This is a genomic window from Nocardioides pelophilus, from assembly GCF_014180685.1.
Taxonomy (GTDB): domain Bacteria; phylum Actinomycetota; class Actinomycetes; order Propionibacteriales; family Nocardioidaceae; genus Nocardioides; species Nocardioides pelophilus.
Window position 1 is genome coordinate 91,510 of record NZ_JACEHF010000002.1, and the last position, 24,864, is coordinate 116,373.

General features: G+C 67.1%; 19 protein-coding genes and 2 pseudogenes. 12 read left to right on the plus strand and 9 right to left on the minus strand.

Annotated features, from left to right (window positions below; all coding sequences use genetic code 11):
* Nucleotides 1-93: 93 nt before the first annotated feature.
* Genes H0488_RS01400 through H0488_RS01410 form a run of 3 tightly spaced genes read left to right on the plus strand, consistent with a single transcriptional unit; the run spans nt 94 to nt 2,997 of the window.
* On the plus strand, nt 94-1,203 hold the full coding sequence (locus H0488_RS01400; RefSeq protein WP_183097493.1) for a tyrosine-type recombinase/integrase: 1,110 nt from the start codon (nt 94-96) through the stop codon (nt 1,201-1,203).
* On the plus strand, nt 1,203-1,532 hold the full coding sequence (locus tag H0488_RS01405) for a helix-turn-helix domain-containing protein (RefSeq protein ID WP_183097494.1): 330 nt from the start codon (nt 1,203-1,205) through the stop codon (nt 1,530-1,532). Before H0488_RS01400 ends, H0488_RS01405 begins: the two co-directional genes overlap by 1 nt.
* Entirely contained in the window at nt 1,525-2,997 is a 1,473-nt protein-coding gene (locus H0488_RS01410) for a hypothetical protein (RefSeq protein ID WP_220794078.1), read from the plus strand. Before H0488_RS01405 ends, H0488_RS01410 begins: the two co-directional genes overlap by 8 nt.
* A gap of 47 nt (nt 2,998-3,044) precedes the next feature.
* On the opposite strand, the gene H0488_RS01415 is transcribed toward H0488_RS01410, so the two are convergent.
* Entirely contained in the window at nt 3,045-3,698 is a 654-nt protein-coding gene (locus H0488_RS01415; protein ID WP_183097495.1) for an HAD family hydrolase, read from the minus strand.
* A 211-nt stretch (nt 3,699-3,909) separates the two neighbouring features.
* Here H0488_RS01415 and mobF point away from each other — a divergent pair.
* The 4 genes and pseudogenes from mobF to H0488_RS01430 all read left to right on the plus strand — a co-directional run.
* Nucleotides 3,910-4,929 (plus strand): annotated as a pseudogene (mobF, locus tag H0488_RS24855) (MobF family relaxase); the annotation flags it as partial.
* Between the two features lie 174 nt (nt 4,930-5,103).
* Nucleotides 5,104-7,416 (plus strand): AAA family ATPase, encoded by a 2,313-nt coding sequence (locus tag H0488_RS01420; protein WP_312856165.1) that lies wholly within the window; start codon nt 5,104-5,106, stop codon nt 7,414-7,416.
* 105 nt (nt 7,417-7,521) lie between these two features.
* A complete protein-coding gene (locus tag H0488_RS01425; RefSeq protein WP_145725764.1) occupies nt 7,522-7,932 on the plus strand; it encodes a hypothetical protein in 411 nt (136 codons plus the stop codon).
* Nucleotides 7,933-8,025: 93 nt separating this feature from the next.
* Nucleotides 8,026-8,778 (plus strand): DUF5131 family protein, encoded by a 753-nt coding sequence (locus tag H0488_RS01430; protein WP_145725765.1) that lies wholly within the window; start codon nt 8,026-8,028, stop codon nt 8,776-8,778.
* Here the strand turns inward: H0488_RS01430 and H0488_RS01435 are convergent.
* Nucleotides 8,775-9,704, minus strand: coding sequence for a three-Cys-motif partner protein TcmP (locus H0488_RS01435; RefSeq protein ID WP_145725766.1), 930 nt, complete (start codon nt 9,702-9,704; stop codon nt 8,775-8,777). The two genes, H0488_RS01430 and H0488_RS01435, sit on opposite strands and share 4 nt — an antisense overlap.
* A 12-nt stretch (nt 9,705-9,716) precedes the next feature.
* Nucleotides 9,717-13,397 (minus strand): N-6 DNA methylase, encoded by a 3,681-nt coding sequence (locus tag H0488_RS01440; RefSeq protein WP_145725767.1) that lies wholly within the window; start codon nt 13,395-13,397, stop codon nt 9,717-9,719.
* A 199-nt stretch (nt 13,398-13,596) separates the two neighbouring features.
* Between H0488_RS01440 and H0488_RS01445 the strand changes: the two genes are divergently transcribed.
* Nucleotides 13,597-16,023, plus strand: coding sequence for an AAA family ATPase (locus tag H0488_RS01445; protein WP_312856164.1), 2,427 nt, complete (start codon nt 13,597-13,599; stop codon nt 16,021-16,023).
* A 279-nt stretch (nt 16,024-16,302) separates the two neighbouring features.
* Here H0488_RS01445 and glnA read toward each other — a convergent pair whose 3' ends face one another.
* Entirely contained in the window at nt 16,303-17,721 is a 1,419-nt protein-coding gene (gene glnA / locus H0488_RS01450) for a type I glutamate--ammonia ligase (RefSeq protein ID WP_183097496.1), read from the minus strand.
* Between the two features lie 252 nt (nt 17,722-17,973).
* Between glnA and H0488_RS01455 the strand changes: the two genes are divergently transcribed.
* Genes H0488_RS01455 through H0488_RS01470 form a run of 4 tightly spaced genes read left to right on the plus strand, consistent with a single transcriptional unit; the run spans nt 17,974 to nt 20,681 of the window.
* Nucleotides 17,974-18,405, plus strand: a complete 432-nt coding sequence (locus H0488_RS01455) for an RDD family protein (RefSeq protein ID WP_183097497.1) — start codon at nt 17,974-17,976, stop codon at nt 18,403-18,405.
* A gap of 43 nt (nt 18,406-18,448) precedes the next feature.
* Nucleotides 18,449-18,742 carry a hypothetical protein gene (locus H0488_RS01460; RefSeq protein ID WP_183097498.1) on the plus strand — a complete coding sequence of 98 codons (294 nt, stop codon included), beginning with the start codon at nt 18,449-18,451 and terminating at the stop codon, nt 18,740-18,742.
* Nucleotides 18,739-20,142: a hypothetical protein gene (locus tag H0488_RS23565; RefSeq protein WP_220794079.1), complete on the plus strand. Its 1,404-nt coding sequence runs from the start codon at nt 18,739-18,741 to the stop codon at nt 20,140-20,142. Before H0488_RS01460 ends, H0488_RS23565 begins: the two co-directional genes overlap by 4 nt.
* On the plus strand, nt 20,139-20,681 hold the full coding sequence (locus tag H0488_RS01470; protein ID WP_183097499.1) for a hypothetical protein: 543 nt from the start codon (nt 20,139-20,141) through the stop codon (nt 20,679-20,681). The genes H0488_RS23565 and H0488_RS01470 overlap by 4 nt, the downstream gene beginning before the upstream one ends.
* A 50-nt stretch (nt 20,682-20,731) precedes the next feature.
* On the opposite strand, the gene H0488_RS01475 is transcribed toward H0488_RS01470, so the two are convergent.
* The 5 genes and pseudogenes from H0488_RS01475 to H0488_RS23570 all read right to left on the minus strand — a co-directional run.
* Nucleotides 20,732-21,412, minus strand: coding sequence for a DUF4191 domain-containing protein (locus H0488_RS01475; protein WP_246371296.1), 681 nt, complete (start codon nt 21,410-21,412; stop codon nt 20,732-20,734).
* A gap of 88 nt (nt 21,413-21,500) precedes the next feature.
* Nucleotides 21,501-22,448, minus strand: a complete 948-nt coding sequence (gene lipA, locus H0488_RS01480; protein ID WP_183097501.1) for a lipoyl synthase — start codon at nt 22,446-22,448, stop codon at nt 21,501-21,503.
* 157 nt (nt 22,449-22,605) lie between these two features.
* Nucleotides 22,606-23,595, minus strand: a complete 990-nt coding sequence (locus H0488_RS01485) for a hypothetical protein (RefSeq protein WP_183097502.1) — start codon at nt 23,593-23,595, stop codon at nt 22,606-22,608.
* Nucleotides 23,592-24,539 (minus strand): ABC transporter ATP-binding protein, encoded by a 948-nt coding sequence (locus tag H0488_RS01490; RefSeq protein WP_183097503.1) that lies wholly within the window; start codon nt 24,537-24,539, stop codon nt 23,592-23,594. Before H0488_RS01490 ends, H0488_RS01485 begins: the two co-directional genes overlap by 4 nt.
* A 97-nt stretch (nt 24,540-24,636) precedes the next feature.
* A pseudogene (locus H0488_RS23570) lies at nt 24,637-24,864 on the minus strand (lipoyl(octanoyl) transferase LipB); the annotation flags it as partial.

A 24,864-nucleotide genomic window follows, 5' to 3' on the forward strand; every position in this document is an offset into this window, starting at 1 on the left:
GGCGTTCTCGCTGCTGGGGAGCGGTATCAGATCGCCGTGGTAACTTGACGTTGTCAATGTCGCATCTAAGTTTACGGCGATCGAGGGTGCGTGATGGACGTTCCGGGTGCTGTTCCGCTGTCGCTGGCAGCCGGCGTGGTGCACCTGGACGAGCCCGCAGCGGTCTTCGCAGCGATGGTGTCGGGGTGGGAGCGGCAGCAGAAGTCTCGGTTGTTGGGCGACGCCACGGTGGCAGCGCGACTGGCGCTGATCCGCCGGTTCGCTGCCTTCGCCGGGTCCTATCCATGGGAGTGGAACGCGGGCGATGTCGAAGACTTCACGATGTCCTTGATGAGCGGCGACGCGAAGCTCGCGCCGTCGACGATCCGCGGCCACCACGTGAGCCTGAAGCTCTTCTGCGACTACCTGCTCGACGGGCGCTACGACTGGGTCGTTCAGTGCGAGACACGTTTCGACCAGATCCCCTCGCAGGTCTGTCATGACTTCAACACCGCTGTGCACCTGGCGGAGTACGAGGGCCGCCCGGAGCGTCGTCCGTTCAACTACGACGAAGTCCAGACGTTGTTCGACTACCTCGATGACAGGGTCGATCGGATTGCCCGGTCCGGCAAGAAGGGCGCACTCGCGGCGCTGCGCGACGCGCAGATGATCAAGACCGCCTACGCGTTCGGGCTACGCCGCCGCGAGTTGTGCTTCCTCGATGTCGCGGACCTGCGACCCAACGCAGCGATGCCCCAATGGGGCACCTACGCGGCCATGCATGTGCGCTATGGCAAGTCCAGCCGGGGCAGCGCGCCCCGCCGCCGCACGGTGCTGGCCGTCCCGGAGTTCGACTGGGTCATCGACGGGCTGCGTCAGTGGGTCGAGGAAGCCCGGCCGTTGTTGGCTCCCGGGAAGCGCGGCGAGTTGTGGCTTACCGAACGTCGGCAACGGGTGGCGTTGAAGACCGTGGACCGACGGTTCGCATCCCTACGCCAGGGCGCCGGACTGTCTGCTGATCTCACGCTGCATTGCCTGCGGCATTCCTACGTCACGCACCTGATCGAGTTCGGCTACCCCGAGCGGTTCGTCACCGAGCAGGTCGGCCACTCGTACGCCTCGACCACGGCGATCTACACGTCGGTGTCCAACGACTTCAAGACCAAGACCCTTCAGGCTGCGCTCGCGCGCGTCTACCGAGTCCACGAAACCGAGGAGCAGTGATGTCTGGAAACAAGATGGTGGCGCGGTGGAACCTGCGCCAGCTCATGGCCGAGCAGGGCATGTTCGCGACCAGCGACCTGCTCGAACCGCTGCACGAGCGGGGGGTGGAGCTCTCGCGGCAGATGATCCACCGTGTCGTGACCAAGACGCCGCAGCGGATCAACCTGGATCTACTCGCAGCGTTGTGCGACATCTTGGACTGCACCCCCAACGACCTCATCGAGATGCGCGTCGAACAGGCCGTCGCACCGGCCGCGGTCAACGACGCCGGACCCGGGATCGGCAACCTGCGCCCGATCCGCGCCAAGGTCCGTCGACCGGGTGAGTGAAGCCGACGATCCGGACTGCTGGATCTGCGGCAAGGCAACCAACTGGCAGCGATACGAGGTGCCGCAGGGAGCGCTCTGTCTGGGCTGCGGCCGAAGACGGCACTACCACCCGGCGCCGTGTCCGGTCTGTCGCGTGCGACGCCCGCTGGCATTCCTCGACGATCAGCTCGTCGTCTGCGCCGGTTGCGCGGGCGTCGCGTCGCCGTTCGCCTGCCGAGAGTGTGGAAGCGAAGAGCATCTCTACGGCCGGCACCGGTGCGCCCGCTGCTTCTTGCGCGAGCGTCTTAGCGCGCTGCTGACCGATCCCACCACTGGTGAGGTCAATAGTCGGCTGCAGCCTGTGTTCGACACCCTGATCGAGTCCGAACGGCCCCAGACCACGATCTGGTGGTTGCGCAAGAAGCCTGGCGTGGGCGCGGTGTTGCTCGGCCAGATGGCCCGCGGCGAGGTCCCGATCACTCACGACACGTTCCGCGGACTGCCCCAAGATCTTGCGCACGGCTACCTACGGCACCTCCTCGCTGCCGTCGGAGTGCTCGAGCCCTTCGATCCGTACATCGAACGGATGGGCCCATGGCTCGACGGTTTCCTCGACACGGTGCCCGAGCGCCACCGAGAACTCCTGCGCCGCTTCGGGCGATGGCACGTGATGAAGCAGATGCGTCACTCCGCAAGCGTGGGGCGCTTGAGCCGCGGGACTGCCGACGCGGCACGACATCGGGTCCGCATAGCGAGCAAGGTCCTCGCGTACTTCGACGGACTCGGCGTCACCGCGCAGACCGCGACCCAAGCCAACCTGGACCACTACGTCCACAGCCGAGGACGCCTCTGCGGGGAACACGGATTCATTCGATGGCTGCGAACGACCGGCGTGAACCCGAGGATCCGGTTGCCGACCCAGCCGCAGCGGCCCGACCCTGCCGTGACCGTCGGCGAGGACCACCGATGGGAGCTCATCGACCAACTCCTACACGATCCGAGCATCAAGCCCTACACCCGCATCGCGGGCCTGTTCACCCTGCTGTTCGCTCAACGAATGGCTGACATCGTCGCGATGAAGACCAGCCAGATCAGTCACGCCGATGGCCTGCTCCACGTCACGTTCAACAACACCGCCATCGCGATGCCGCCGCCACTGGACAACCTGATCGCAGGCCATCTCACCGAACGCGGGATGAGCCTTCATGCATCACGCGACACCGGGTGGCTCTTCCCCGGCGGAAGCCCCGGACGACACATCGCCACCGAGAACATCCGCAAGCAACTCGTCGCGATCGGGCTCAAGCCCTACGAGGGACGCAAGGCCACCCTCTTCCAACTGGCCGCCGACATCCCCGCACCCGTCCTGGGCGACCTCATCGGCATCAGCCACAAGAACGCCGCCGACTGGGCACGCCTGGCAGCCCGCGACTGGCGCAGCTACATCGCCGACCGCTCGCTCAGTCAGAGTCCGAGGCAAACTTGACGTCGGGATCGGGAGGCGCGGACCACCCCAGACCTGCGGTGCCTGGCTCAGAGCCGCGGAGCACTCGGCTGGCCATCCAGAATGGTCCTCACCGCAGCCGCTACCGAGTCGACGACCAGATCCGGGTGATAGCCCGTCGGGTCGGATCCATCGTCGAGCCACACGGTGCTCAGCCCGACCGCGGCCCCACCTGCGACATCGAGTTCGAGACTGTCGCCGATCATCCAGCCCTCAAGCGCACAACCGAGTCTGGTGGCCAGAGCCTCGAAGATCGCAGGGAGCGGCTTCCGCGCACCGACCGCGTCGGACACCACCCACCCGTCGACGAGGGCATCGAGGCCCGTGCGACGAATCTTGCCCTCCTGGTTGTCGACCATGCCGTTGGTGACAATGCCGATGGTCCAACCGGCAGCCCGAAGGTCGGCGAGGGCGCTCCGATCGTCATCCGTGACAGTCACGAGCGACGGCATCTTCGAGCGGTAGTCGCCCCAAACCCTGTCGGCCGTGGTCGACAGGCCAAGCCGATCGACGAGCGTACTGAAGACCTCACCCTTCGGACGACGAGCGGTCAGGGCTACTGCGACAACGTCGACCTCAGCCGACGAGAGCCCCCACTCGTCAACGAACCCGGACGCCCACGCTCTTGCTGCGGACGCTTGATCGACCAGGGTTCCATCGAGATCCAGAGCGATAAGGGGCACAGCACGAAACCCTAGAACGAGGGGCCGGCTGCCGGCGCGGCTGCACCTCGACCCCCGGGCCCTGCCGGCCAATAGGAGCATCACATCCTCCCGTCGAGAGTCCGGGGCATTCGACCCGAATGGATACGACCCCTCCGCCAATCTCTGTGGATGGACAAGCGCACCTGAGGGCTGTGGAAAGGAAACGGCCGTGACGGTCTCGCTGCGTCGTATGTCCGCGGGAAGCGGCTACCAGTACCTGCTGCGCAGTGTCGCCGCGGGCGACGGCAGCAGAGCATTGTCGACGTCACTCACCCGGTACTACTCGGAGGTCGGGACGCCGCCAGGTCGCTGGCTCGGCTCGGGAGTTCGGGCCTTCGGAAACGGCCAGCTCGGCGCAGGGATGCAGGTGACCGAGGAGCAGCTCGCGCTGCTGATCGGCATGGGGCGAGACCCGATCACGGGGGAGCAGCTCGGACGCGCGTATCCGACCTACAAGCGTCTGGCGGACCGCATCGACGAGCGAGTGGCGGCTCTCGACCCGGAGATGATCCAGGAGGACTGCGCAGCCGAGACGAGCAGGATCGAAGCCGAGGAGACAGCCGCCGGCATGCGCCATGCAGTGGCTGGCTTCGATCTCACCTTCAGCGTCCCGAAGTCGGTGTCGGTGCTATGGGCAGTCGCCGACGCGGCCACCCAGGAGCAGATCGCGGATGCACATCACGCGGCCGTCGCCGACGTCATCGCCTTCTTCGAGCGGGAGGTAGCCGCGACTCGGGCGGGTATCTCCGACAGCGATGGCGCCGTGGCTCAAGTCAGCGTCGCCGGGGTGGCTGCGGTGGCCTACGACCACTTCGACTCCCGCGCCGGGGATCCTCAGCTCCACACCCACGTGGTGGTGTCCAACAAGGTGCTGACGGTGATGGACGGGCGCTGGCGAAGCCTCGACGGCCGTCCGGTGTTCTCCTCCGTCACGGGACTGTCCGCGCACTACAACGGGCTGCTGGCCGACCGGCTCAGCCGCGACATCGGGATCGATTGGGAACTTCGCGAACGCAGCGCCGACCGAAATCCGCAGTGGGAGGTCGTCGGCGTCAGCGATGAGCTCATCGCCGAGTTCTCGAGCCGCACCCGCGAAATCGAGCTCAAGAAGGACGAGCTCATCGGGGAGTACGTCGCACGGCACGGTCGGATGCCGTCGCCCAAGGTCATCGTCGAGCTCCGCGCCCAGGCCACCCTGGCCACCCGCCCACCCAAGGAGCTGCGGTCCCTCGCCGACCTCACCGCTGACTGGCGGCGGCGAGCCTCCGAGCGCGTGGGTGCCGATGCAACAGCCTGGGCCGCAACACTCCTGAGCGCCGGAGGCACTCCGCTCGCCGTCGACGACGTTCCCTTGGCAGCGGCAGAGGCCATCGCAGCCGACGTCGTGGCCGTCGTCGAGGTCAAGCGGGCGGTGTGGAATCACTGGAACCTCATGGCGGAGGCGTCGAAGCAGGCGATGGACCTCCGGTTCGCGACCACCTCGGACCGCGAGGCGGTCGTCGCGATGGTTGTCGAGGCCGCCCAGCGTCAGTCGGTGTCGCTGACCCCGCCGGAGCTCGCGAGCAGCCCGATCCGATTCCAGCGGGAGGACGGCACGAGCCTCTTCCGGCAGCGGCACGCGGCCAAGTACTCCTCGACCGCGATCATCGAGGCAGAAGCACGTCTCCTGGACCGCTCCGAAGCCACGACCGCGCCGACCGTACGCCGCAGCACACTGGCGCGCGTGGTGAGGCATTCGAACGGTCGACTCAGCACTCAACAGCGGACCGCACTCGAGAGCATCACCTCGTCCGGACGGAACCTGGACCTGCTCGTTGGCCCCGCGGGCGCCGGCAAGACGACAACGATGCGCGCCCTCCGCGCCGCGTGGATCATCGAGCACGGGCAGCGCAGCGTCATCGGTCTGGCGCCGTCCGCGACAGCTGCGCAGGCACTGGCCGACGACCTCGGGGTCACCTGTGACAACACAGCGAAGTGGCTGCATGAGTACGACAACGGACGCACGGACCTGCGCGCCGGGCAGTTGGTGATCATCGACGAGGCCACGCTCGCGGGAACGACCACGCTCGACCGGATCAGTGGCATAGCAGAGGCGGCCGGAGCCAAGGTCCTGCTCGTCGGTGACCCCCATCAGCTTCAGTCCGTCGAAGCGGGGGGCGCCTTCGCGCTGCTGGTCGGCCGCCGTACCGACGCCCCGGAGCTGACCGACGTCCATCGCTTCGTCAACGAGTGGGAGAGGCACGCATCCCTCGCCCTTCGTCGGGGTGAGGTCGAGGTCATCTCGACGTACATCCGCCAGAAGCGAGTCCGCGAAGGACTGACCGACGAGATGCTCGACCGGGCCTACGAGGCATGGCGCGCGGACTGCAGCGCCGGCAAGGCCAGCATCCTCGTGACTGAGTCATCCCACGCCGTGCGAACTCTGAACGAGCGGGCCCGCGCCGAACGGCTCCTGCTCGACGGCGCCGTCGATGGTCGTGAGATCCCACTGGCCGCAGGCAACAGCGCCTCGGTTGGGGATGTGGTCATCACGCGGCGCAACGAGCGCACCCTCCGGACCTCCGGTGGTGGCTGGGTCAAGAACGGTGACCGCTGGCGCGTGGTCGACATTCGCCGCGACGGCTCCGTGCTGGTCGACCGGCTCGACCCGCGACGTCGAGGAAGGGCGGTGCTGCCGCCTGACTACGTGGGCGAGTACGTCGACCTGGGCTACGCCGTCACCGCTCATCGGGCTCAGGGCATCACCGTCGACACCTCCCACGTCGTCGTCACACCGACGACGACCAGAGAGAACCTCTACGTGTCCATGAGCCGCGGCCGGGAGTCGAACATCGCCTACGTAGCTCTCGACCAGCCGGACGACAGTCACTCGACTCCCGGGCCAGACGACGTCACGGCTCGCACCGTGCTCTTCGGGGTGCTCCAGCACAGCGGCGCAAGCATGTCCGCGCACCAGACGATGGAGGCCGAGTACGCCATCCATGGCGGCATCGACCGCCTCGCGGCCGAACTCGAGACCCTTGCGGCAGACGTCCAACGCGATCGCTTCCTGGAACTCCTACGGCGGTCCGGCCTCACGCCTGAACAGCACGAAGCGGTAGTCCAGTCAAGCGCCTTCGGACCGCTCACCGCGTCCCTCCGCCGGGCCGAGGCCTATCATCACGACCTCGAGAAGCTGGTTCCGCGTGTGGTCGGGCAGAACGCGCTGGACGATGCTGAAGACATCGCCGCAGTGCTTCGCTACCGGGTCGAGCAGGCAGCCGCATCCCCGCCCCGGGGCTGCCGGCTGCGCCCGCGCTTGATCGCGGGGCTGATCCCTGAGCCGCTGGGGGAGATGTCCGCTGAGGACCGCCAGGCGATCGGCGAACGGGCCGAGCTCATCGAGGCCCGGGCCCTCGCACTCGCGGCGGCAGCTGTGGACGCGGGCGCACCCTGGGCTCGCCGACTGGGAAGGCCGCCGACCGATCCGAAGGATCAGACGCCCTGGATGCTCGCCGCGGCCACAGTCGCGGCGTACCGCGACCGATACAAGGTCAGTTCGGACTTGCCCGTCGGAGGAGGAGCGACGGCCGATGCACAACGGGCGGATCGTCGTCGTGCCGTACAAGCCGCACGACGTGCCGCGGACAGCGCCGCTGAGTCAACGCCGGCCGGACGCAAAGTTGTCGCCGATCTTCGGGCCGTTTCCGCCCGATAGGACCATCCTTGGCGTCTCCATCCACAAAGCGGCCCGGTTTGGCTCGGCGACACGGGCGACTTGACCTAAGCAGGGTTCGTCATCACCCAGCCCCGGAGGTCAGGGATGTTGCTGCTGCTCATCGCGTTGCCCGTCATCATCCTTGCGACCCTGTCGTACGGCCTGCTCCAGGCCTATGCGCCGTCCAACGTCCTGATCCGACGTGTTCAATCGGCTCGCCCAACGATCCGCATGGCGGTCGCCCTTGGCGCTCTCGCATTCGCGTGCGCCCTTTCGGTTCACACACTCCACCTGGCAATCGATGCTGGCGCCCCGGGTTTGCTCAACATCGTCGTCCTGCTGCTTGCATGGGATGCGATCAAGTTCGCCATCCTGGCATGCCTGACCTCGCTTGCATCGGCTGTCGGAGGGCTTCGCCTCCCGGTCGGTCGGCCTATCCGAGGATCTCGGCACTCGACCGGGCGAGGGGCAAGTCGATCGAGCCCCGAGAAAAGCGCAGGAGCCGATGCTGCTTGACAGGAGTGCCCAATGTGACTGCTGATGCAGACGGCGTTTCCCGCCGGTGCCGTCCTCTGGGCGGCTACGGTGTCCGAAGAGGGGTGGTGAACCATGGCGACGCACAGCGCGATTGAGTGGACCGAGGTCACTTGGAACCCCGTGACCGGGTGTGACCGTGTCGCCGCGGGCTGCGACAACTGCTACGCGCTGACTCTGGCGAAGCGACTGAAGGCGATGGGCGCCGAGAAGTACAAGAACGACGGCGACCCGCGAACGTCTGGACCCGGGTTCGCGGTGACGCTCCACCCGTCCTCGCTCGATCAGCCCTACCGCTGGCGCTCCCCGAAGGTCGTCTTCGTGAACTCCATGAGCGACCTCTTCCACGCCAAGGTCCCGCTGGACTTCATCCGCGACATCTTCGACGTCATGCGCGAGACGCCGCGTCACACCTACCAGGTGCTGACGAAGCGCGCGCACCGCATGGCACGGGTCGCCGACAAGCTCGACTGGCCCGACAACCTTTGGATGGGCGTCTCGGTAGAATCCCTCGACGTCGTCGACCGCATCGACCACCTACGGGCGACGCCGGCAGCCACGAGATTTCTATCCTGCGAGCCGCTCCTGACGGCCATGCCGGGGCTGAACCTCGAGCAGATCGACTGGGTGATCGCCGGTGGCGAGTCGGGCCTGCATGCCCGACCGATGGCCCCTGAGTGGGTCGAGGACATCCGCGACCAGTGCCTCCGCGCCGACGTCGCGTTCTTCTTCAAGCAGTGGGGTGGCCGGACGCCGAAGGCCAACGGCCGCGAGCTCGATGGCCGGACCTGGGACGACATGCCAGCGTTGGCGGCAGCAGGCGTCTAGCGCCACCACGGGCGCTCGGACGGATCCCAGCAGGGCTCGCTCTTCCATTCGGGCAGCGGCCCGGCGTAGTCGCCGAAGAGCGCCTCTTGGCCCGACTGCGCGTCCAGTGCCTCCTGCCTCATACGCGGCTCTCGCTCGGCGGCCTTCTTGTAGAGGTGGGACATGATCTTCAGGCCGGCCTCGTGATCGGTGGCGAAGACCATGTCGTAGAGCGCGGTGCCGGTCTTCATCGTCATCGGGATCCGGATCGTGTGCCGGTAGCCGAGCTCGGTCTCGAACTGCCAGCGCAGCAGATTGACCATCTCGGCACGGAAGTCGCTGGCCGTGATCGAGTCGGCCTGTCGCGCGCCCAGGATCTTTCGCCACCGGTCGGACCCGTACATGCGGTCCACCCGGTCTGCGAACGCGTCGCCGTTGCTACCCGTGGCGCCCTTCACGATCATCGCCGGCGACCACAAGATCCACTGCTCTGACTTGAACTTCCCCTTCCGGAAAGCAGCGAGCGTCGCCATCGTCTCCCAGTGCAGCTCGGCTGCCTGCTGGTCGAGGAAGGCGAACATCGGTGCCCAGCGGACGTCATTGAGATCGGCGAGCATGCGCTTGACCGTGACGTTGCAGTCACCCGGGTAGATACGGAACGGCGCCCCGGGATGCCGCGCCTCAAGATCGGCCTTGATCCTGGCTGCGCGGGGCGGCAACTCCCCGAACGCGAACCGAGTGAAGGACGGGGTCGTTGACAAGGCGATGCGCGCGGACCCGTCGAACTTCTTCTCAGTGTCCCGGTCGAAGTTCTCGGGCTCGCCCGCCATCAGGTCGAGGTAGATTCGTTCCTCGACGGACTTGGCGGCCTGGTTGAACGCGGGCAGGTAGCCCTGGAGGATCTCCAGCTTGTTCCTTGACCAGTAGCTCCAGCCGCGCGCGGTCATGGGTCTTCCCCCCTAGCTACGCAGATATCGCCGCAGCATGAGCGTCGCCCGGACGTCGTCCTCGTTGTAGTCCAGTAGCTCAAGCCACGCCTGTTCGTAGCCGGCCCGCGCTTTCGCGATCCATTCCGCTGAGCTCTCCCCATCAAGCCCCTGCGTGCGCCAGCTGGCGCCCCCAAGAGGCGCCAGCGTCTTGAGGCTGAAGCCATCCGTGCTCGAGAACCGGCCACGCACGAACTCAAGCAAGTCGGTCGCAACGGCGAGGAGGTCCGCCGCGTCACCGCCGACCTTCTCGAGGAACCTTCGTTCGGTGACTCCGTAATGGAACAGGCGAACCTGTAGCCCAGCTTCCTGGGCTTCTCGGATGACGTCGGACACCTGGCTGACCAAGGACTTGGCTTGGAGCACATCGGGATCGGAGACCACCTGGGACGACCCAACGCTGTGGTACTCGGAGTCGGCCACTCCGCGGCGGGTGACGAGGTAGCCCCAGAGGTAGACGCCCGTATCGTCGTGTTCGACATCCAGGTCGATCTCGACGTCGGCCTCTTCGAGGTCGTCGCCGACAACTTCGCGACGTGCCTCGACCTCTCCAGCGATGTCGGGCTTGAGCACCACCTCGTCAGTGCTCTCCGATTCCTCAGCGACGACGGGCAGGATGCGTGCGACGGCTGCTTCGATCTCCTCGGTCAGTCCGGCGCCAGTCAACGCCGCACGGACGGCGCCGCGGGTCGCATCCGCAGTGGCACCGGGGGTGACGTTCGCTGCGACCTGTTCGGCACGCTCGACGATGCTTACTAAGGCTGCATGATCGGCGTTGCTTGAGTCGTAGGCCTCGAACGGCACGTAGAAGACGTTTTTGTCGAAGTCGCGGGGACCGAAAAGGCCAACGTTCTGCAGCGGGGTCACGCGCCGGAGCAGTACCTCAGAGTTGAGGATACCGACGAGGTACCGGCCCTCAGCAAGGCTGCCGACTGGGGCCCAGTAAAGCTTGTGGTCGATGACGGCCGTTGGATCCTGAACTAGCGCTGCGGTCAGAGCCGATCCAGCCTTTGTATAGACGACTCGCTGGCTCGCGATTGGAAGCTGTGAGGACAACTGGCTCATGTAGTCGATCCGAGTGAGCAGGTCCGAGGGGTCCGTCTGGACCTTGTTGCTCTCCCAGGCCGTCTCCGCCTGCGTCCACCAGTCAGAGAGCCCCTGGTTCTCGGCGATCTCGCTGGGGCGCATGAGCCGGTCATTCTCGAGTGGCAACACACTCAGGATCGGCTCGAGCGGTCGGTACGGGGCAATGCTCTCGCCCAGGTAGGTACGCCGCACGTGCTCGGTTTCCACAGATCCTGTCAGCGTCGATACGTACTTCCACGGCTCTTTCTCCTGGCTCGTTCGGCGTGACCGAACGCGCCGGCGACCCGCGCCTGCACCGAGCGCGCTTGCAGGCGCGTCTTCGACTGTGACGAGCACACGAGGAACGAGGATGGCGCCTTGTCGGAACTTGCGCTTGTACGGAGAGACGGGAAGGTCGTCGCCCGCATTCAGCTGGAACACGTTTCCGTTGGAGATGGTGAAGGTGGACTTAGCCTGCTGCCAGGTCGCGTCCGGAGCGCGCAGTGTCGAGTGCCACTTTCGCACCGCCTTCGTCATCCCGACCGCAAGGTTTGTGCGGGACCCGCTGATCACACACGACACCATGGGGAATCCGGTTGGAGCCTTGGTCAGGTCCCAGGTCTCGCCGAAGGAGACGGTGATGTCGCCTGCCTGAGCCGAGGACCACTTCCCTGACCGGAAGCCGGTGTGCGGCAGCCGGGTCAGCGTGCCGTGTGGCATGACGAAGGCGAACGAGCCTTCCGGGTTGAGGTACATCTCGACGGCCCGCGTCACGAACAGTGTCGAGAGGTCGCGGCCCGAGGCGCCGAGTCCTCCAGTGAGGAGATTCCTGGGCTTCGCCAACGCCTTGTAGCGGGCCTTCATCGCGTCGGTCATCTTGCTGTAGCGGAGCCACGGCGGGTTCCCGACCAGCACGTCGACGCGGTTCTCAGGCAGGGCGAGCCAGATCGGTCGGATCAAGTTGCGGACGTAGTAGCCCCAGATGTGGTTGCGACCGCTGCGAGCGAGGTCTCGCATGGTCGCGAAGGTCTGCCCGAGGATCGTGCGGTCCTCCTCCGCGATCTTGAACTGCTTGAAGACCGGCGTGATCAGTGTGCGGTGCAGCGTTCCAGAATCATCGAGCGCAAGATCGGCCATGCGGGCCACCAGGCGGTCGAACACTGCGGCGTCCTGGAGAACCGACATCGGGAACACGAGGTCGTCATCACCGATGATGCCGCCACCCTTGCCGACCAGGTCGTCAGCCGTCGTGGCGATTGAGACGGCGTCGTCACGTGTGAACAGGTCTCGGTTCTGCTCCCATTGGAGCGAGTCACCGAGGTAGATCGGAACCGAGATGGCTGGCCGCTCCGAGTGACGCAGTCGTTCCGGGCCGATGGCCAGTAGGTAGGTGACTCGCGCCAGAGTTACTGCGACAGGGTGGATGTCCATGCCCAAGACGTGACTAGTCAGGCCATCGACAGCTTCTCCGACGCCGAGACCAGCGGTGTCGGCGGCATCCAGGTACGCGCGAGCCGCGTGGAAGACAAAGGTGCCCGAGCCGCAGGAGGGGTCGAGGACTCGCTGGTTGAGTGGGTCGGTGACGGTCGCGTTCACGACCCTGTCCGCAAGCCAGTCGGGGGTGTAGTACTCGCCCAGCTTCGCCCGCATCTCCTGAACAATGATCGACTCGTACAGGTGCTTCAGGACGTCGTGCTCGACGCCGCTCCAGTCGAACCGGGAGACCCGGTCGGCCAGGGTGCGAACGAACGTCGCCCCTCCCGGAACGGCCACAAGCCAGTCAAAGAAGTCGGCCTCCACTACCCCGTGGATCTGGGCCTCGTCGAACTCGCGGCCGGTGACTAGGTCCTCCGCGGCCACGGGCCCAGCGGCCGACACGTCGATTCCCAAGACGGCGTGCGCGATGATCTCTGCGGTCAGGACGAGCAGCGTGTGATTGATGAACGCGTCGGAGTCGTCTTCGAAGTCCGATCCGAAGGCAGTCTTCAGCAGCTTGGCCCACAACTGGCGCTTGAGGACGACCTCGGGAGCTTCTCGGTGAGCCTCGTAGAGCGCCGATAGCTCCCGGAAGTCGAGGAGGTGTGCTGGTGAGCTGGCGCCCAAGCGCTGCTCGATTTCGGCCGGCGTCGGCGGGACAGCGGTCTCAGAGGCGAGGATCGCCTCGAGCCAGAGCAGCAGTGCGTCCGCGTCGGCGGCGTTCTCCAGCGAGGAGATCTCGACGAACTCGTCGTTCTGCACCAAGTCATAGAGCACCCACGTGACGCCGTCAGTCAGGATGCCGACGAAGCGGCGTCCATACTGCGCCTGCCGAGTCTTGAGATAGCCCTTGAGCTGTTCTTGGCCGTCGGCCCGGACCGCGGCGTTGCGGAGGTCCTTCTTCACCTCGATCACGCAGTGGCAGATGGCAATGTCGATGCGCCGACGGGTGCCGTCCGCCGTCTGCTCCTCGAGCTTAGGTGCCTGGTCTGCCGTGAGGTTGAGCTCTCCGCCGGCCAGGAGGGTTTGAATCTCGGACTGGATGTCGGCCTCAGTGTGGATTCCACGTGTCGCGAGGCGCTGCACAGCCCTGGTGATGATCTCGTTCGCCACTCAAGTCCCTCCGGTTGACCGTGACGCGGTCAACAGTAGGGGTTCAGGCCTGTGTGCGATGGGGGATCGCGGGCGGAAGATCGAGTCGTTCACGAGCCAAACCGCCCTTCACACGATACGGACCATTCGTGGCAGACGCTCCTAGCAGCGCGTACAGCGGGGAGTGCACCTGCCGATATCGGCGAGTTCGGGTGAGTCAGTGGACGGCAGCGACCTGGACGCCCTGGCGGCATGCGCTCCCGGCGTGCAGACCCGTCGCAACGTCGGCGCACGGATTCGGCCGATCGACTCACACGGAGCACCCTCGATCGTCGGCGGTTCGAACTACTGTCTGCCCATGCTTCGTCGCCTTGATTCCACGACTCAGTACAGGTCGCTCGGCCAGGGGTTCTGGCCCTCTAGCATTGCCTTCGGCAAGCGCACTGTCATCTACGGGCACAACGGCAGCGGCAAGTCCACCCTCTCCGACCTCCTTCTTGAGATCGCGGCGGGCAGCTCACCCATTGACGCGACGTGGGAAGACGAGAGCGGCAACACACACAGGATCGTGAAGGGCGGGGGAGGGCCGTCGCCCTCGATGGCGGTCTTCACCAAGTCATGGGTCCAGAAAAACCTCTCGGAGTTCCTCGAAGGAGCGGGCGCCTCGCCCATCGTGACCCTCGGCGAGGAGGCGATCGAGGCCAAGGAGCAGGAGCAGGAGCTGCTCGAGCAGATCGAGGACTTCGGCTCCAAGGCGAAGGAGGCCGACAAGCGGGCTCAGGACCACGCCACCAAAGCCAAGAAGCTCGCGACCGCGGCTCAGGACGCCATCGCGGACCAGTTGAGGGAGTTCGACTACACGCGCTTCAGCAAGAATCGCTACTCCATGCCAGTGGTGGAGGGACTGCTCCGCGACTACAAGGGCGAGTACCCCGATGAAAACCAGCACGCGGAGGCGCTCAAGCGCCTCGGCGAAGGCGCCGCCGAACAAGTCACCGACGTGGCGCCGCCGCCTGATGGCCTCGCAGGCGCGCTCGCGAGCCTTGATGCGGTGCTGACCGCAACCCCCACCAGCGTCGCGCTCGAATCTCTCGCCGCCGACCACAGTCGTCAGGCATGGGCGGAACGGGGCATGCAGCTTCACGAGGAGCTGGACGAGTGCCTCTTCTGTGGCAACGCCATCACGTTGGAGCGGCGCAAGCAGCTTGCGAAGCACTTCGACAAGAGTTGGTTCGAGATCCGCGAGCGTGCCCAGGCGCTGTTGGGGGAGGTGCAGCGAGCTGAAGCTGCCTCCTCGGCCTGGCTCACGACGCTCCCCGACCCCTCGGAACTGGTCAGTGAGCTGCGAGACGGCTACGGCGAGCACCTCAAGGCCGCCCAGCAGGAGGTGACGGCGCGGCACGAGGTGCTGGGGCAGCTCACCGCCGTGCTGAGCGCCAAGGTGGAAGACCCGAGCACGACACCCGCCGCCCCTGATTGGGCTCTCCTCGAAGCCACCTTCTCGGTGGCGGCCATGCAGCAGGCCATCTCCGAGCACAACAAGCAGGCCGACGAGCACTCGGTTGTCACCGAGGAACGCTGTCAGACCGTCCTTGACTACATCATCGGCTCCCGCAGCGAGGCCTTTCGGCACCTTGAGGCGCAGGCCACCGCCGACAAGACCGAGGCCAAGAAGGCAGGGGAGGCGGCTGACCTTGCCGACCGCAGACTTGAAGACGTTCGTCAGCAGCAGTTCACTACCAGCAAGATGGCCGCAACGCTTACAAAGGACTTGGCCCGGGTCTACGGCAAGGACCACTTGAGCGTCACGGTGACCCCCGATGGGAAGTCCTACTCATGCCGTAGGGGGAACGAGGCCGCCCGCCACCTCAGCGACGGGGAGCGGACCACGCTTTCCCTGCTCTACTTCCTCCGCAAGCTCCAGGACGAGACGAACCGCAGTGCCCCCGCCGAACGCATCGTGGTGGTGGACGATCCCTCCAGCTCGCTGGACCGCGAGGCGCTCTTCGCAACTCACCAGTGGCTGCACGACACCCTCAAGGACTTCGGGCAGTTCGTGGTTCTGACCCACGACTTCCACCTTCTCCGGCTGTTCCTCAAGTCCCAGAAGAACCGTTGGACCGAGTCGGTGAAGAAGATCGACAAGGGGGACGCAGCGGAGAAGCAGTTCCCCGCCGTCGCCTTCCTAGAGGTGTTCAGCACTACTCAAGGCGAGCAGCGGGTCAGCAGGATGGAAGAGCTCCCGCGGATGCTCAGGAACAACGTCTCGGAGTACGCCTACCTCTTCTCGATGGTGATGAAGGGCGTCGCCGATGCCACAGACTGTGAGCGTCTGTTCCTGCTCCCGAATGCTGCTCGCCGTGTCCTTGAGTCCTACGCGAACTACAGAGCGCCACACCTGCCTAACTTCGACCAGCAGTTGCGGAGCCTCATCGAGGATGAAGACGCTGCCGAGGCCTACAGGGACGTCTACGACTTCTGTAACCGCTACTCCCACGGAGAGGGGGGCGAGCACGTCGATGTGTTGGACGCTCGCGCGGTTCACGGCCAGATCCGCAGAACGATGGAGTTCCTCAAGGACGTGGATCCGAAGCACTTCAGCCGCATGTGCAAGGCCACTGCTGTGGACGAGGGGATCCTGGCCTGAGGTTTTCCATGGCCGGTGGTCGCGGCTCGTCCTCGCCGGAAAAACTCGATGGCGCCGCGCTCCGTGCCAGACGTCCAACCGGCACCATGGCGTCGACTAGACGTCATCCACACGCGCTCGCGTGGCCCCTGGCTCGCGACCAGCCGTCACGGCCGTGGGCCGCACTGGGGCCGCAGACGAACGAAAAACGACCCCTGACGATGGAAGACGTCGGAAGGTGTCTTCGCAGGTCAGGGGCCGTTTTCAGGCACCTAGACGGTGGGCATCACCCACGCGTGACTAGATGTCGTAGTAGAGCTCGAACTCGTGCGGGTGCGGACGCAGCTGCACGGGAGCGATCTCGTGCTCGCGCTTGTAGTCGATCCACGTCTCGATCAGGTCGGGCGTGAAGACGTTGCCGACGGTGAGGAACTCGTGGTCCGCCTCGAGGGCGTCGAGCACGGCACCGAGCGAGGTCGGCACCTGGGCGATCTCGGCCATCTCGTCCGGCGGGAGCTCGTAGATGTCCTTGTCGATGGGCGCGGCCGGCTCCGTCTTGTTCTGGATGCCGTCGAGACCGGCGAGCATCAGAGCGGAGAACGCGAGGTAGGGGTTGGCCGACGGGTCGGGGAAGCGGGTCTCGATGCGCTTGGCCTTCGGGTTGGTGCCCGTGATCGGGATCCGGACCGAGGCCGAGCGGTTGCGCGAGGAGTAGACCAGCGAGATCGGCGCCTCGAAGCCCGGGACCAGACGGTGGTAGGAGTTCACCGTCGGGTTGGTGAACGCCAGCAGCGCCGGGGCGTGCTTCAGGATGCCGCCGATGTACCAGCGGGCCATGTCGGAGAGGCCGCCGTAGCCGGTCTCGTCGTAGAACAGCGGGTCGCCGCCCTTCCACAGCGACTGGTGCACGTGCATGCCCGAGCCGTTGTCACCAAAGATCGGCTTCGGCATGAAGGTGACCGACTTGTTCTGCTCCCACGCGGTGTTCTTGATGATGTACTTGAACTTCATCACGTCGTCCGCGGCCTTGAGCAGCGTGTCGAACTTGTAGTTGATCTCCGCCTGGCCGGCCGTGCCGACCTCGTGGTGACCGCGCTCGACCTGCAGGCCGACGTTCTCGAGGTTGCGCACCATGTCGTCGCGCAGGTCGCCGTAGTGGTCGTACGGCGCAACAGGGAAGTAGCCGCCCTTGAAGCGGGTCTTGTAGCCCAGGTTGTCGCCCTCGGCGCCCGAGTTCCACCAGCCCTCGACCGAGTCGATGTGGTAGAAGCCCTCGTTCGGAGCGGTCGAGTAGCGGACCTTGTCGAAGATGTAGAACTCGGCCTCGGGGGCGAAGTACGCCGTGTCGGCGACCCCGGTCGTGTTCAGGTAGGCCAGCGCCTTCTTCGCGATGTTGCGCGGGTCGCGGGAGTAGGGCTCGCCGGTGATCGGGTCGTGGATGAAGAAGTTCAGGTTGAGCGTCTTCGACTTCCGGAACGGGTCGATGTACGCCGTCGTCGGGTCCGGGAAGAGAGCCATGTCCGACTCGTTGATGGCCTGGAAGCCGCGGATCGACGAGCCGTCGAAGCCGAGGCCGTCGTCGAACACCGACTGGTCGAACGACGAGACCGGGACCGTGAAGTGCTGCATGATGCCCGGCAGGTCACAGAAACGGACGTCGACATTCTCGACGCCCTCGTCCGCGATGAACTTGAGCAGCTCTTCGCTGTTGCTGAACATTCGTTCCTCCTCGGCTGACCAAGGTCAGCCACCAGTCTGGAATCCGACTCTTTCGGAATCGAGGGGCTTGATCGCGGCATCGTACCTACGCAACGCTGCGCGACGACCGCCTGTCCAGGAACCTACGGAGGGGCGGTTTCTCGACCATGACCATATTGTTTCGGGGATGTAACAGGTTTCTGAGAGCGCGATCCCGCCGCTCCGGATCGGGTCCGTGAGGTGGCCCCGGTCGGTGGCACTAGGGTGACGGCGATGTCTGAGCAGCCGGCCCACTCCGTTCCGTTCCCGACCGCGTCCTGGGGGCGCCGGATCCTCGCGCTCTTCATCGACTGGACCGCCTCGACGCTGGTCGTCATCGCGTTCGTCGGCCTCGACGAGTACGGCGAGCCCGGGTCGCCTGCGCAGATCTACACGCTGGTCGTCTTCGTGGTCGAGGCGGCGCTCTTCACGTGGCTCCTCGGAGGCTCGTTCGGCAAGCTCGCGACCCGCCTGCGCGTCGTACCTGCGCGCGGCCGGGGCCGCCTGTCCAACCCGCTCACCCTGCTGGCCCGCCAGGTCGCGATCGCGCTGGTGATCCCGCCGCTGGTGTTCAAGCAGGACGGCCGGGGTCTGCACGACATCCTCGCCGGCACCGCCACCGTCACGATGGACACCTACCGCCGCCTCACGACGACCGGCGTTTAACCTTCGGCGCCACCGGTCAGTCTCCTGGGCGAGGAGGCGACGGGTGGCCAACGAGTTCTACATCGACTACGACGGATCGGGCAGCGCAGCTGCCCGGTTCGCGACCAAGGGGGCGGAGCTCGACCTCGCCGCCGCGCAGGGCGCCGAGGGGTCGGCGACCGGCATGCACGGACCGATGGGTGCGGGCACCGCGCCGGTCCAGTCCGCGGCCGACGACATCCTGGTCGCGCTCGGCGGCCGACTCCGTGTCTTCTCCGCGGAGCTGCTCGCCCTGAGCACGCTGGTCAACAACACGATCCAGGTCACCAACGAGATCGACGTGGAGTACCAGCTGTGACCAGTGAGGCTGCCGACCTGCGCTACCCCTACCCGGTCGAGGACCCCGAGGTCCTCGAGCAGCAGGGGCGTGCGATCAGCAACCTCGGCGTGCTGCTGCTCGACACGCACGCCGAGGTCAACGACGACGAGCTCAAGCTCGCCCGATCCTGGCGCTCCGACACCGCGACCAAGGCCGCCAGCGACGTCCGGCACCTCGCCACCGCGATGCTGGGCGACAGCAGCTCCCTCGCCGACGCGGCGGCCGCGATCACGACGTACGTCGGACACGTCGAGGAGGCGCGCGCCGACATCGACGGCATCCGCAAGAAGTACGACGACGCGAACGCCGATCGCATCCACGACAACCAGCACCCGCCCGACTGGGTGGACCACCGGTTCGAGCACGAGGAGTGGCGGGAGAGCACCCAGTACGCCTTCGAGCAGAAGGCCAAGGACCTCGACGACGAGCGGACCGCCGTGCTGGCCACCCTCCGGACCCGCAGCCAGCCGGCCGTGGCGGTCCTCGACGCGACGCTCGCGCGGTTCGTCGGCAACAACCCGCCGACCAGCCAGAGCCTCGGCGAGGTCGCGTTCGAGAAGGCGTCGCAGAACCTCGAGCTCACCGGCGGCCGCTACGATTTCCAGCTCCGGCAGGCGGGGCTGCTCACCGGCCCGTCGCCGGACGGCTTCTACGCCGAGTGGCTGGCCAACGCCGAGCGACAGGGGGTCGAGCCCGGCGTACTCGTGCAGATCGCGCGCGACCACGGCATCACGCCGGACTCGTTCGACGTGCTCGAGGGCCTGGAGGCGATCACCGACCCCGACGGCAAGACGTTCTTCCTCCTGCCGGAGGGCGTCAGTGGCGACGACGCCCGCGACGCGGCCCTGATGACGTTCATCCTCAACGCCGGCACCGACTACGGGGAGGGGACCGCCCACGACTTCCCGATCGAGCCGTACACGTCGGACTACGTGCGCTACATCAAGGAGCGCCAGGAGGCCAACGACTGGAGCTACGACGACGACGTCGCCTTCGTCGACGGCAACGGCGGTCGGCTCGTCACCACCCCCAACGGCATCCTGATGGGCGCCGGCGGCAACTGGCTGCAGGACGTCTACAGCCAGAAGGGCGGCACGACCTGGGGCGACATCTTCATGGTCAACGTCGACGACAGCGACCCCGTCGCGGCGTTGAAGGCCTCGATCCAGGCCGGCAGGGCGGTCTACGACGACGGCAACGGCAGCGTCTACACCGGCAACCTCGACCTCGACCGGCTGCTGCACCACGAGGAGCGTCACTCCCACCAGTGGGCCGAGGAGGGGTACGCCGGGTTCCTGTCCTCCTACCTCTGGGAGCAGATCACCGGCGGCAACCACACGGAGGAGGACGCCGGCCTCGGGGACGGCGGCTACAAGTGAGGCGGTTGCCCCTGGTGGTCGCGGTCGCGGCGGTGCTCGGACTCGCCGCCTGCGACACCGGCGACGACTGGAGCCCCGACGCCCAGTTCGCGCCGTCGCTCCGGCCGGCGCTCGGCGTGCGGGTGACCGACGGCGACCTGAGGTTCTGGACCGGCACACCCTGCCGTCGGGTCACCCGGGTCGCGCTGACCTTCGACGCCGGCACCGACGAGAGCGTCTCCTGGGTGCTCGGCTCGCGCCGCGCCCGTGGCGTCGTGCTCACCCGGCTGAGCCTGGCCGGCTCCCACCGGGGCTTCACGGTCACCGAGCCGCTGCCCGAGGGCTTCGACTGGACCGACGCCGACCGGGTCTCGTTCAGCGCCGACGCCGCGGGGGAGGTGTGGGGGACCACCACCGACCTCGACGTCGTACGCGACGAGTCCGACGACCACGCCGCCGACGTCTACTACTTCGACCAGGTCGGCTGGCTCGGGCACGACGGCGTCGCGGAGCGCAACGGCGAGGACTTCCTCACGCCGTGCACGCCTGACCCCTCCTGACGCCTTGGTTTCGAGGCTCGCGTCGCTCGCACCTCAACCAGCGGCGGGGATCAGCGACCCTTGAGGTTGCCGCGCATGCCCTTCATGCTCGTCGGCACCGGGCCACGGGGGAGCGGGACCTTGGGCCGCTGGGCGTCGAGCGCCTTCAGCCGCTGGAGGATGTCGGTCTGCTCGGCGGGCTTCACCTGACGGCCCAGCTTCTGCACGTGCTTGACCAGCTTGGGCAGCGGCACCTGGCCCTCGCCGGACCCGACCAGCACCTCGTGCACGGGGTAGTCGGAGGCCACCCGCTCGTGCTTCTTGCGCTCGCTGATCATCAGCGGCCGCAGCCGGTTGGGGTTGCCCTCGCCGACGAGGACGATGCCCGGAGGCCCGACCACGCGGTGGACCATGTCCTGCTGCTTGGTGAAGCCGACGACCTCTTCGAGCTTCCAGCCGCGGCGCAGCATGGTGAGCGCGCGGGCACCGGCGCCGACCTGGCCCTCCATCCGCGCGTACGCCGCCTTCTGCGCGCGCCGGCTGAAGACGATCATCATGCCGAGGAAGCCCAGCAGGACGCCGCCGACGATCGACATGATCAGGCCGATCGTGCCGCTGCCGGGCAACAGCCAGAAGATGCCGAAGCCGATCCCGCCGAAGAGGAGGAACGCGGCGAGCATCCACCAGCCGACGGCGCGGTCGACCTCCCTGGTCATCTTGAAGGTCTCGATGACCTGCCGGCGCCGGCTCATGGTCGAGGGGTCGAGGGGCTCTTTAGGCTCTTTCGCCATCGTGCTGTGCTGCCTACCTGACTTGTAGGGATGTGCTGGTGGTCGGAGCTCAGGCGGTGGCGCTGCTGTCGAGTGCCCGGGCGTCCATCGCCTGACGGTACAGGCGACCGGCACGGTACGACGAACGCACGAGCGGTCCTGAGAGCACCCCGGCGAAACCGATCTCGTCGGCCTCCTCCTTGAGCTCGACGAACTCCTCGGGCTTCACCCACCGCTCGACGGGGTGGTGGCGCACCGACGGCCGGAGGTACTGGGTGATCGTGAGCAGCTCGCAGCCCGCGGCGTGCAGGTCGCGCATCGCCTGGCTGACCTCGTCGCGGGTCTCGCCCATGCCAAGGATCAGGTTCGACTTGGTCACCAGCCCGAACGCGCGGGCCTGGGTGAGCACGTCGAGGGAACGGTCGTAGCGGAAGGCCGGCCGGATCCGCTTGAAGATCCGCGGCACCGTCTCGACGTTGTGGGCGAGCACCTCGGGACGCGACTCGAAGACCTGCTGCAGCAGGTCGGGCACGCCGTTGAAGTCGGGGATGAGGTTCTCGACGCCGGTGTCGGGGTTGAGCTCGTGGATGGCCCGCACCGTCTCGGCGTACAGCCAGGCGCCGCCGTCGTCGAGGTCGTCGCGCGCCACGCCGGTGATCGTCGCGTAGCGCAGCTCCATCTTCTTGACCGACTCCGCCACCCGCCGCGGCTCGTCACGGTCGAGCGGCTGCGGCTTGCCGGTGTCGATCTGGCAGAAGTCGCAGCGACGCGTGCACTGGTCGCCGCCGATGAGGAAGGTCGCCTCGCGGTCCTCCCAGCACTCGAAGATGTTGGGGCAGCCGGCCTCCTGGCAGACGGTGTGCAGACCCTCGGACTTCACCAGCTGCTGGAGGGCGGTGTACTCCGGCCCCATCTTCGCCCGGGTCTTGATCCACGAGGGCTTCCGCTCGATCGGAGTCTCGGCGTTGCGGACCTCGAGGCGGAGGAGCTTGCGGCCTTCGGGAACGGGGGCTGACACGTCGACAACCCTACCTCCGGGCGCGTGAAACTCGGTGGTCGAGGAACCCGTTGGTCGAGGAGGTCGCGCAGCGCCGTCGCCCCGTTGGTCGAGGAGGTCGCGCAGCGCCGTCACCCCGTTGGTCGAGGAGGTCGCGCAGCGACCGTCACGAGACCCCTCAGGGCACGTCGCGCCGGTGGAACGACGCCAGGGACGCTGCCGCGAAGAGAACCAGACCGGTGCCGAGGTACCACAGCGCGCGACCGATCGGCAGGGTCTTCTCGACCGAGCACTGCTGTCCCTCGAACTCGATTCCCCCTGTGCACGGCACCTCGGCCCAGTACTTCGCTCCGTCCAGGATGACCGCGCCGATGTTGAGCCCCGGGTTCCAGACCGAGCCGATCCCGATCACCGCGAGAACGACGCCACCTGCCACGCTCGCAGCGAGGAGTACGCCGAGCGCGGCGACCGTGCTGCGGAAGAGCATCGTGAGCGCGTAGCCGGCCAACGCCGCGGCAGCCGCGACACCCGCACCGCGCCAACCGCTCTGCAGGCCGTCGAGGAGGATCCCGTCACCCACGGGGAGGTCCCGCGAGCTCGCGACGACTCCCAGGCCCAGCCAGTAGACCGTGAACACGAAGCCGGCGAAGAGCCCGGTCAGCCCGGCGACCACCCCGGCCTTGGCCGCCCACACCAGCGGCCTCCGCGGCTCGAACAGCAGCTGGTTGCTCACCGAGCCGCTGGCCCAGTCGTGGCCCGCGAAGGTGGTGCCGATCAGCATCATCAGGATCGCGACCACGATCACGACCGCGAGGCCGGACTGCTCGTCCTCAGCGGCGAGGTCCAGCTCGTCGTAGTAGACGTACCAGTCGGGCTGGGGGAGGGCGCTGAGCTCGCAGGCGGTCCGCACGTCGTCGGGGACCTGGTCTCCGATGAAGTTCTCAGGGTTCTCGAGGCACTGCTCGAACTGTCGCTGATAGACCTTGCGCTGGGACTCCTCGGCCGCCTGCTCCTCGGCGTAGGCCAGCTGGCTGGCCGCGGGGGGACGGGTGTTGAGCACGGTCGCAACGCCGATGACCGTCGGGATCGCGACCGCGACCACCAGGATCACCAGCACCGCGCGGCGGCAGAGCAGGCGGGTCAGCTCGACCCGCAGCAGGCGGCTCACGCGACGGCCTCGCTGTCGGCGGCGGCGTCGTGGCCGAGCTGCTCGGCCTCGGTGAGCTGGAGGAAGTACGACTCGAGGTCGGCGCGCAGCGGGCTGAGCTCGGTCAGCCAGATCCCGGCCTCCCCGAGCACCCGGGTGAGCTCGGCCGGGTCGCCGGCCTCGACGTGGAGCCGGCCGTCGATCGTCGCGGGCTCGAACCCGGCGCGGGCGAGCACCTGGCCCGCGACGGCCGGGTCCGGCACCACCACGCGGTACGACGTACCGATGCCGAGCAGCTCGTCGACCGTGCCGGACGCCAGCAGCCTGCCGTTGCCGATGATCGTCGCCGAGGTGCAGACCTGCTGGACCTCGGCCAGGATGTGCGAGCTCAGCAGCACCGTGACGCCGGAGGCGCCGAGGTCGCGGATGGTCTCGCGGATCTCGCGGATGCCGGCCGGGTCGAGGCCGTTGGTCGGCTCGTCGAGGATCAGCAGGTCCGGCTCCTTGATCAGCGTCGCGGCGATCGCGAGCCGCTGCTTCATGCCGAGGGAGTAGGCCTTGTAGCGGTCCTTCTCGCGCCCGGCGAGCTTGACCGTCTCGATCGCCTCGTCGACCCGGGACGCCGGCGCGCCGATCGCCCCGGCGAGCAGCATCAGGTTGCGCCGGCCGGTGAAGTTGGGGGAGAACTTGGGGGACTCGACGACCGCGCCCACCCGGCCGATCACCTGCGGCAGCCGCTCGGGCACGGCCTGGCCGAAGAGCCGCATCGTGCCGCGGGTCGGCCGCGCCAGTCCGAGCAGCATCCGGATCGTCGTGGTCTTGCCGGACCCGTTGGGTCCGAGGAAGCCGTGTACGCCGCCGGCCGGCACGGCCAGGTCGAGGCCTTGTACGGCGACCCGCACCTCGCCGCGCAGGCTGCGGAACTCTTTGCGCAGGCCGGTGGTCTCGATGACCAGATCGCTCACCCGAGGTCTCCTTTGTATGTCGTCCCTCCGGACGTCAGACGATCTGACCACGCGAAAGGTTGCCCGGGAGGACAGACACGCCCGGACCGGGTGCCGATCAGAGGCTGGGTGTCAGCAGCGGGATCTGGGGCGTGCGGCCCGGCTCGGGGCGGGCGTCGTAGTCGGGGGTGGCGTCGTACGGCTGCCACGCGAGGAGCTCGCCCAGGTGCTGGCGGACGGAGGGCAGCACCTCGGTCACCGGGACGTCGCGGCCGAGCTCGTGGGTGAGCGAGGTGACGCCGGCGTCAGCGATGCCGCAGGGGACGAATCGGTCGTACCACCCGAG

What these genes read in the sequence shown, in the direction of transcription:
- H0488_RS01400 (WP_183097493.1), top strand. Translation starts at nt 94, where the DNA reads ATGGACGTTCCGGGTGCTGTTCCGCTGTCGCTGGCAGCCGGCGTGGTG.
- H0488_RS01405 (WP_183097494.1), top strand. Translation starts at nt 1,203, where the DNA reads ATGTCTGGAAACAAGATGGTGGCGCGGTGGAACCTGCGCCAGCTCATG.
- H0488_RS01425 (WP_145725764.1), top strand. Translation starts at nt 7,522, where the DNA reads ATGTTGCTGCTGCTCATCGCGTTGCCCGTCATCATCCTTGCGACCCTG.
- H0488_RS01430 (WP_145725765.1), top strand. Translation starts at nt 8,026, where the DNA reads ATGGCGACGCACAGCGCGATTGAGTGGACCGAGGTCACTTGGAACCCC.
- H0488_RS01435 (WP_145725766.1), bottom strand. Translation starts at nt 9,704, where the DNA reads ATGACCGCGCGCGGCTGGAGCTACTGGTCAAGGAACAAGCTGGAGATC.
- glnA (WP_183097496.1), bottom strand. Translation starts at nt 17,721, where the DNA reads ATGTTCAGCAACAGCGAAGAGCTGCTCAAGTTCATCGCGGACGAGGGC.
- H0488_RS01455 (WP_183097497.1), top strand. Translation starts at nt 17,974, where the DNA reads ATGTCTGAGCAGCCGGCCCACTCCGTTCCGTTCCCGACCGCGTCCTGG.
- H0488_RS01475 (WP_246371296.1), bottom strand. Translation starts at nt 21,412, where the DNA reads ATGAGCCGGCGCCGGCAGGTCATCGAGACCTTCAAGATGACCAGGGAG.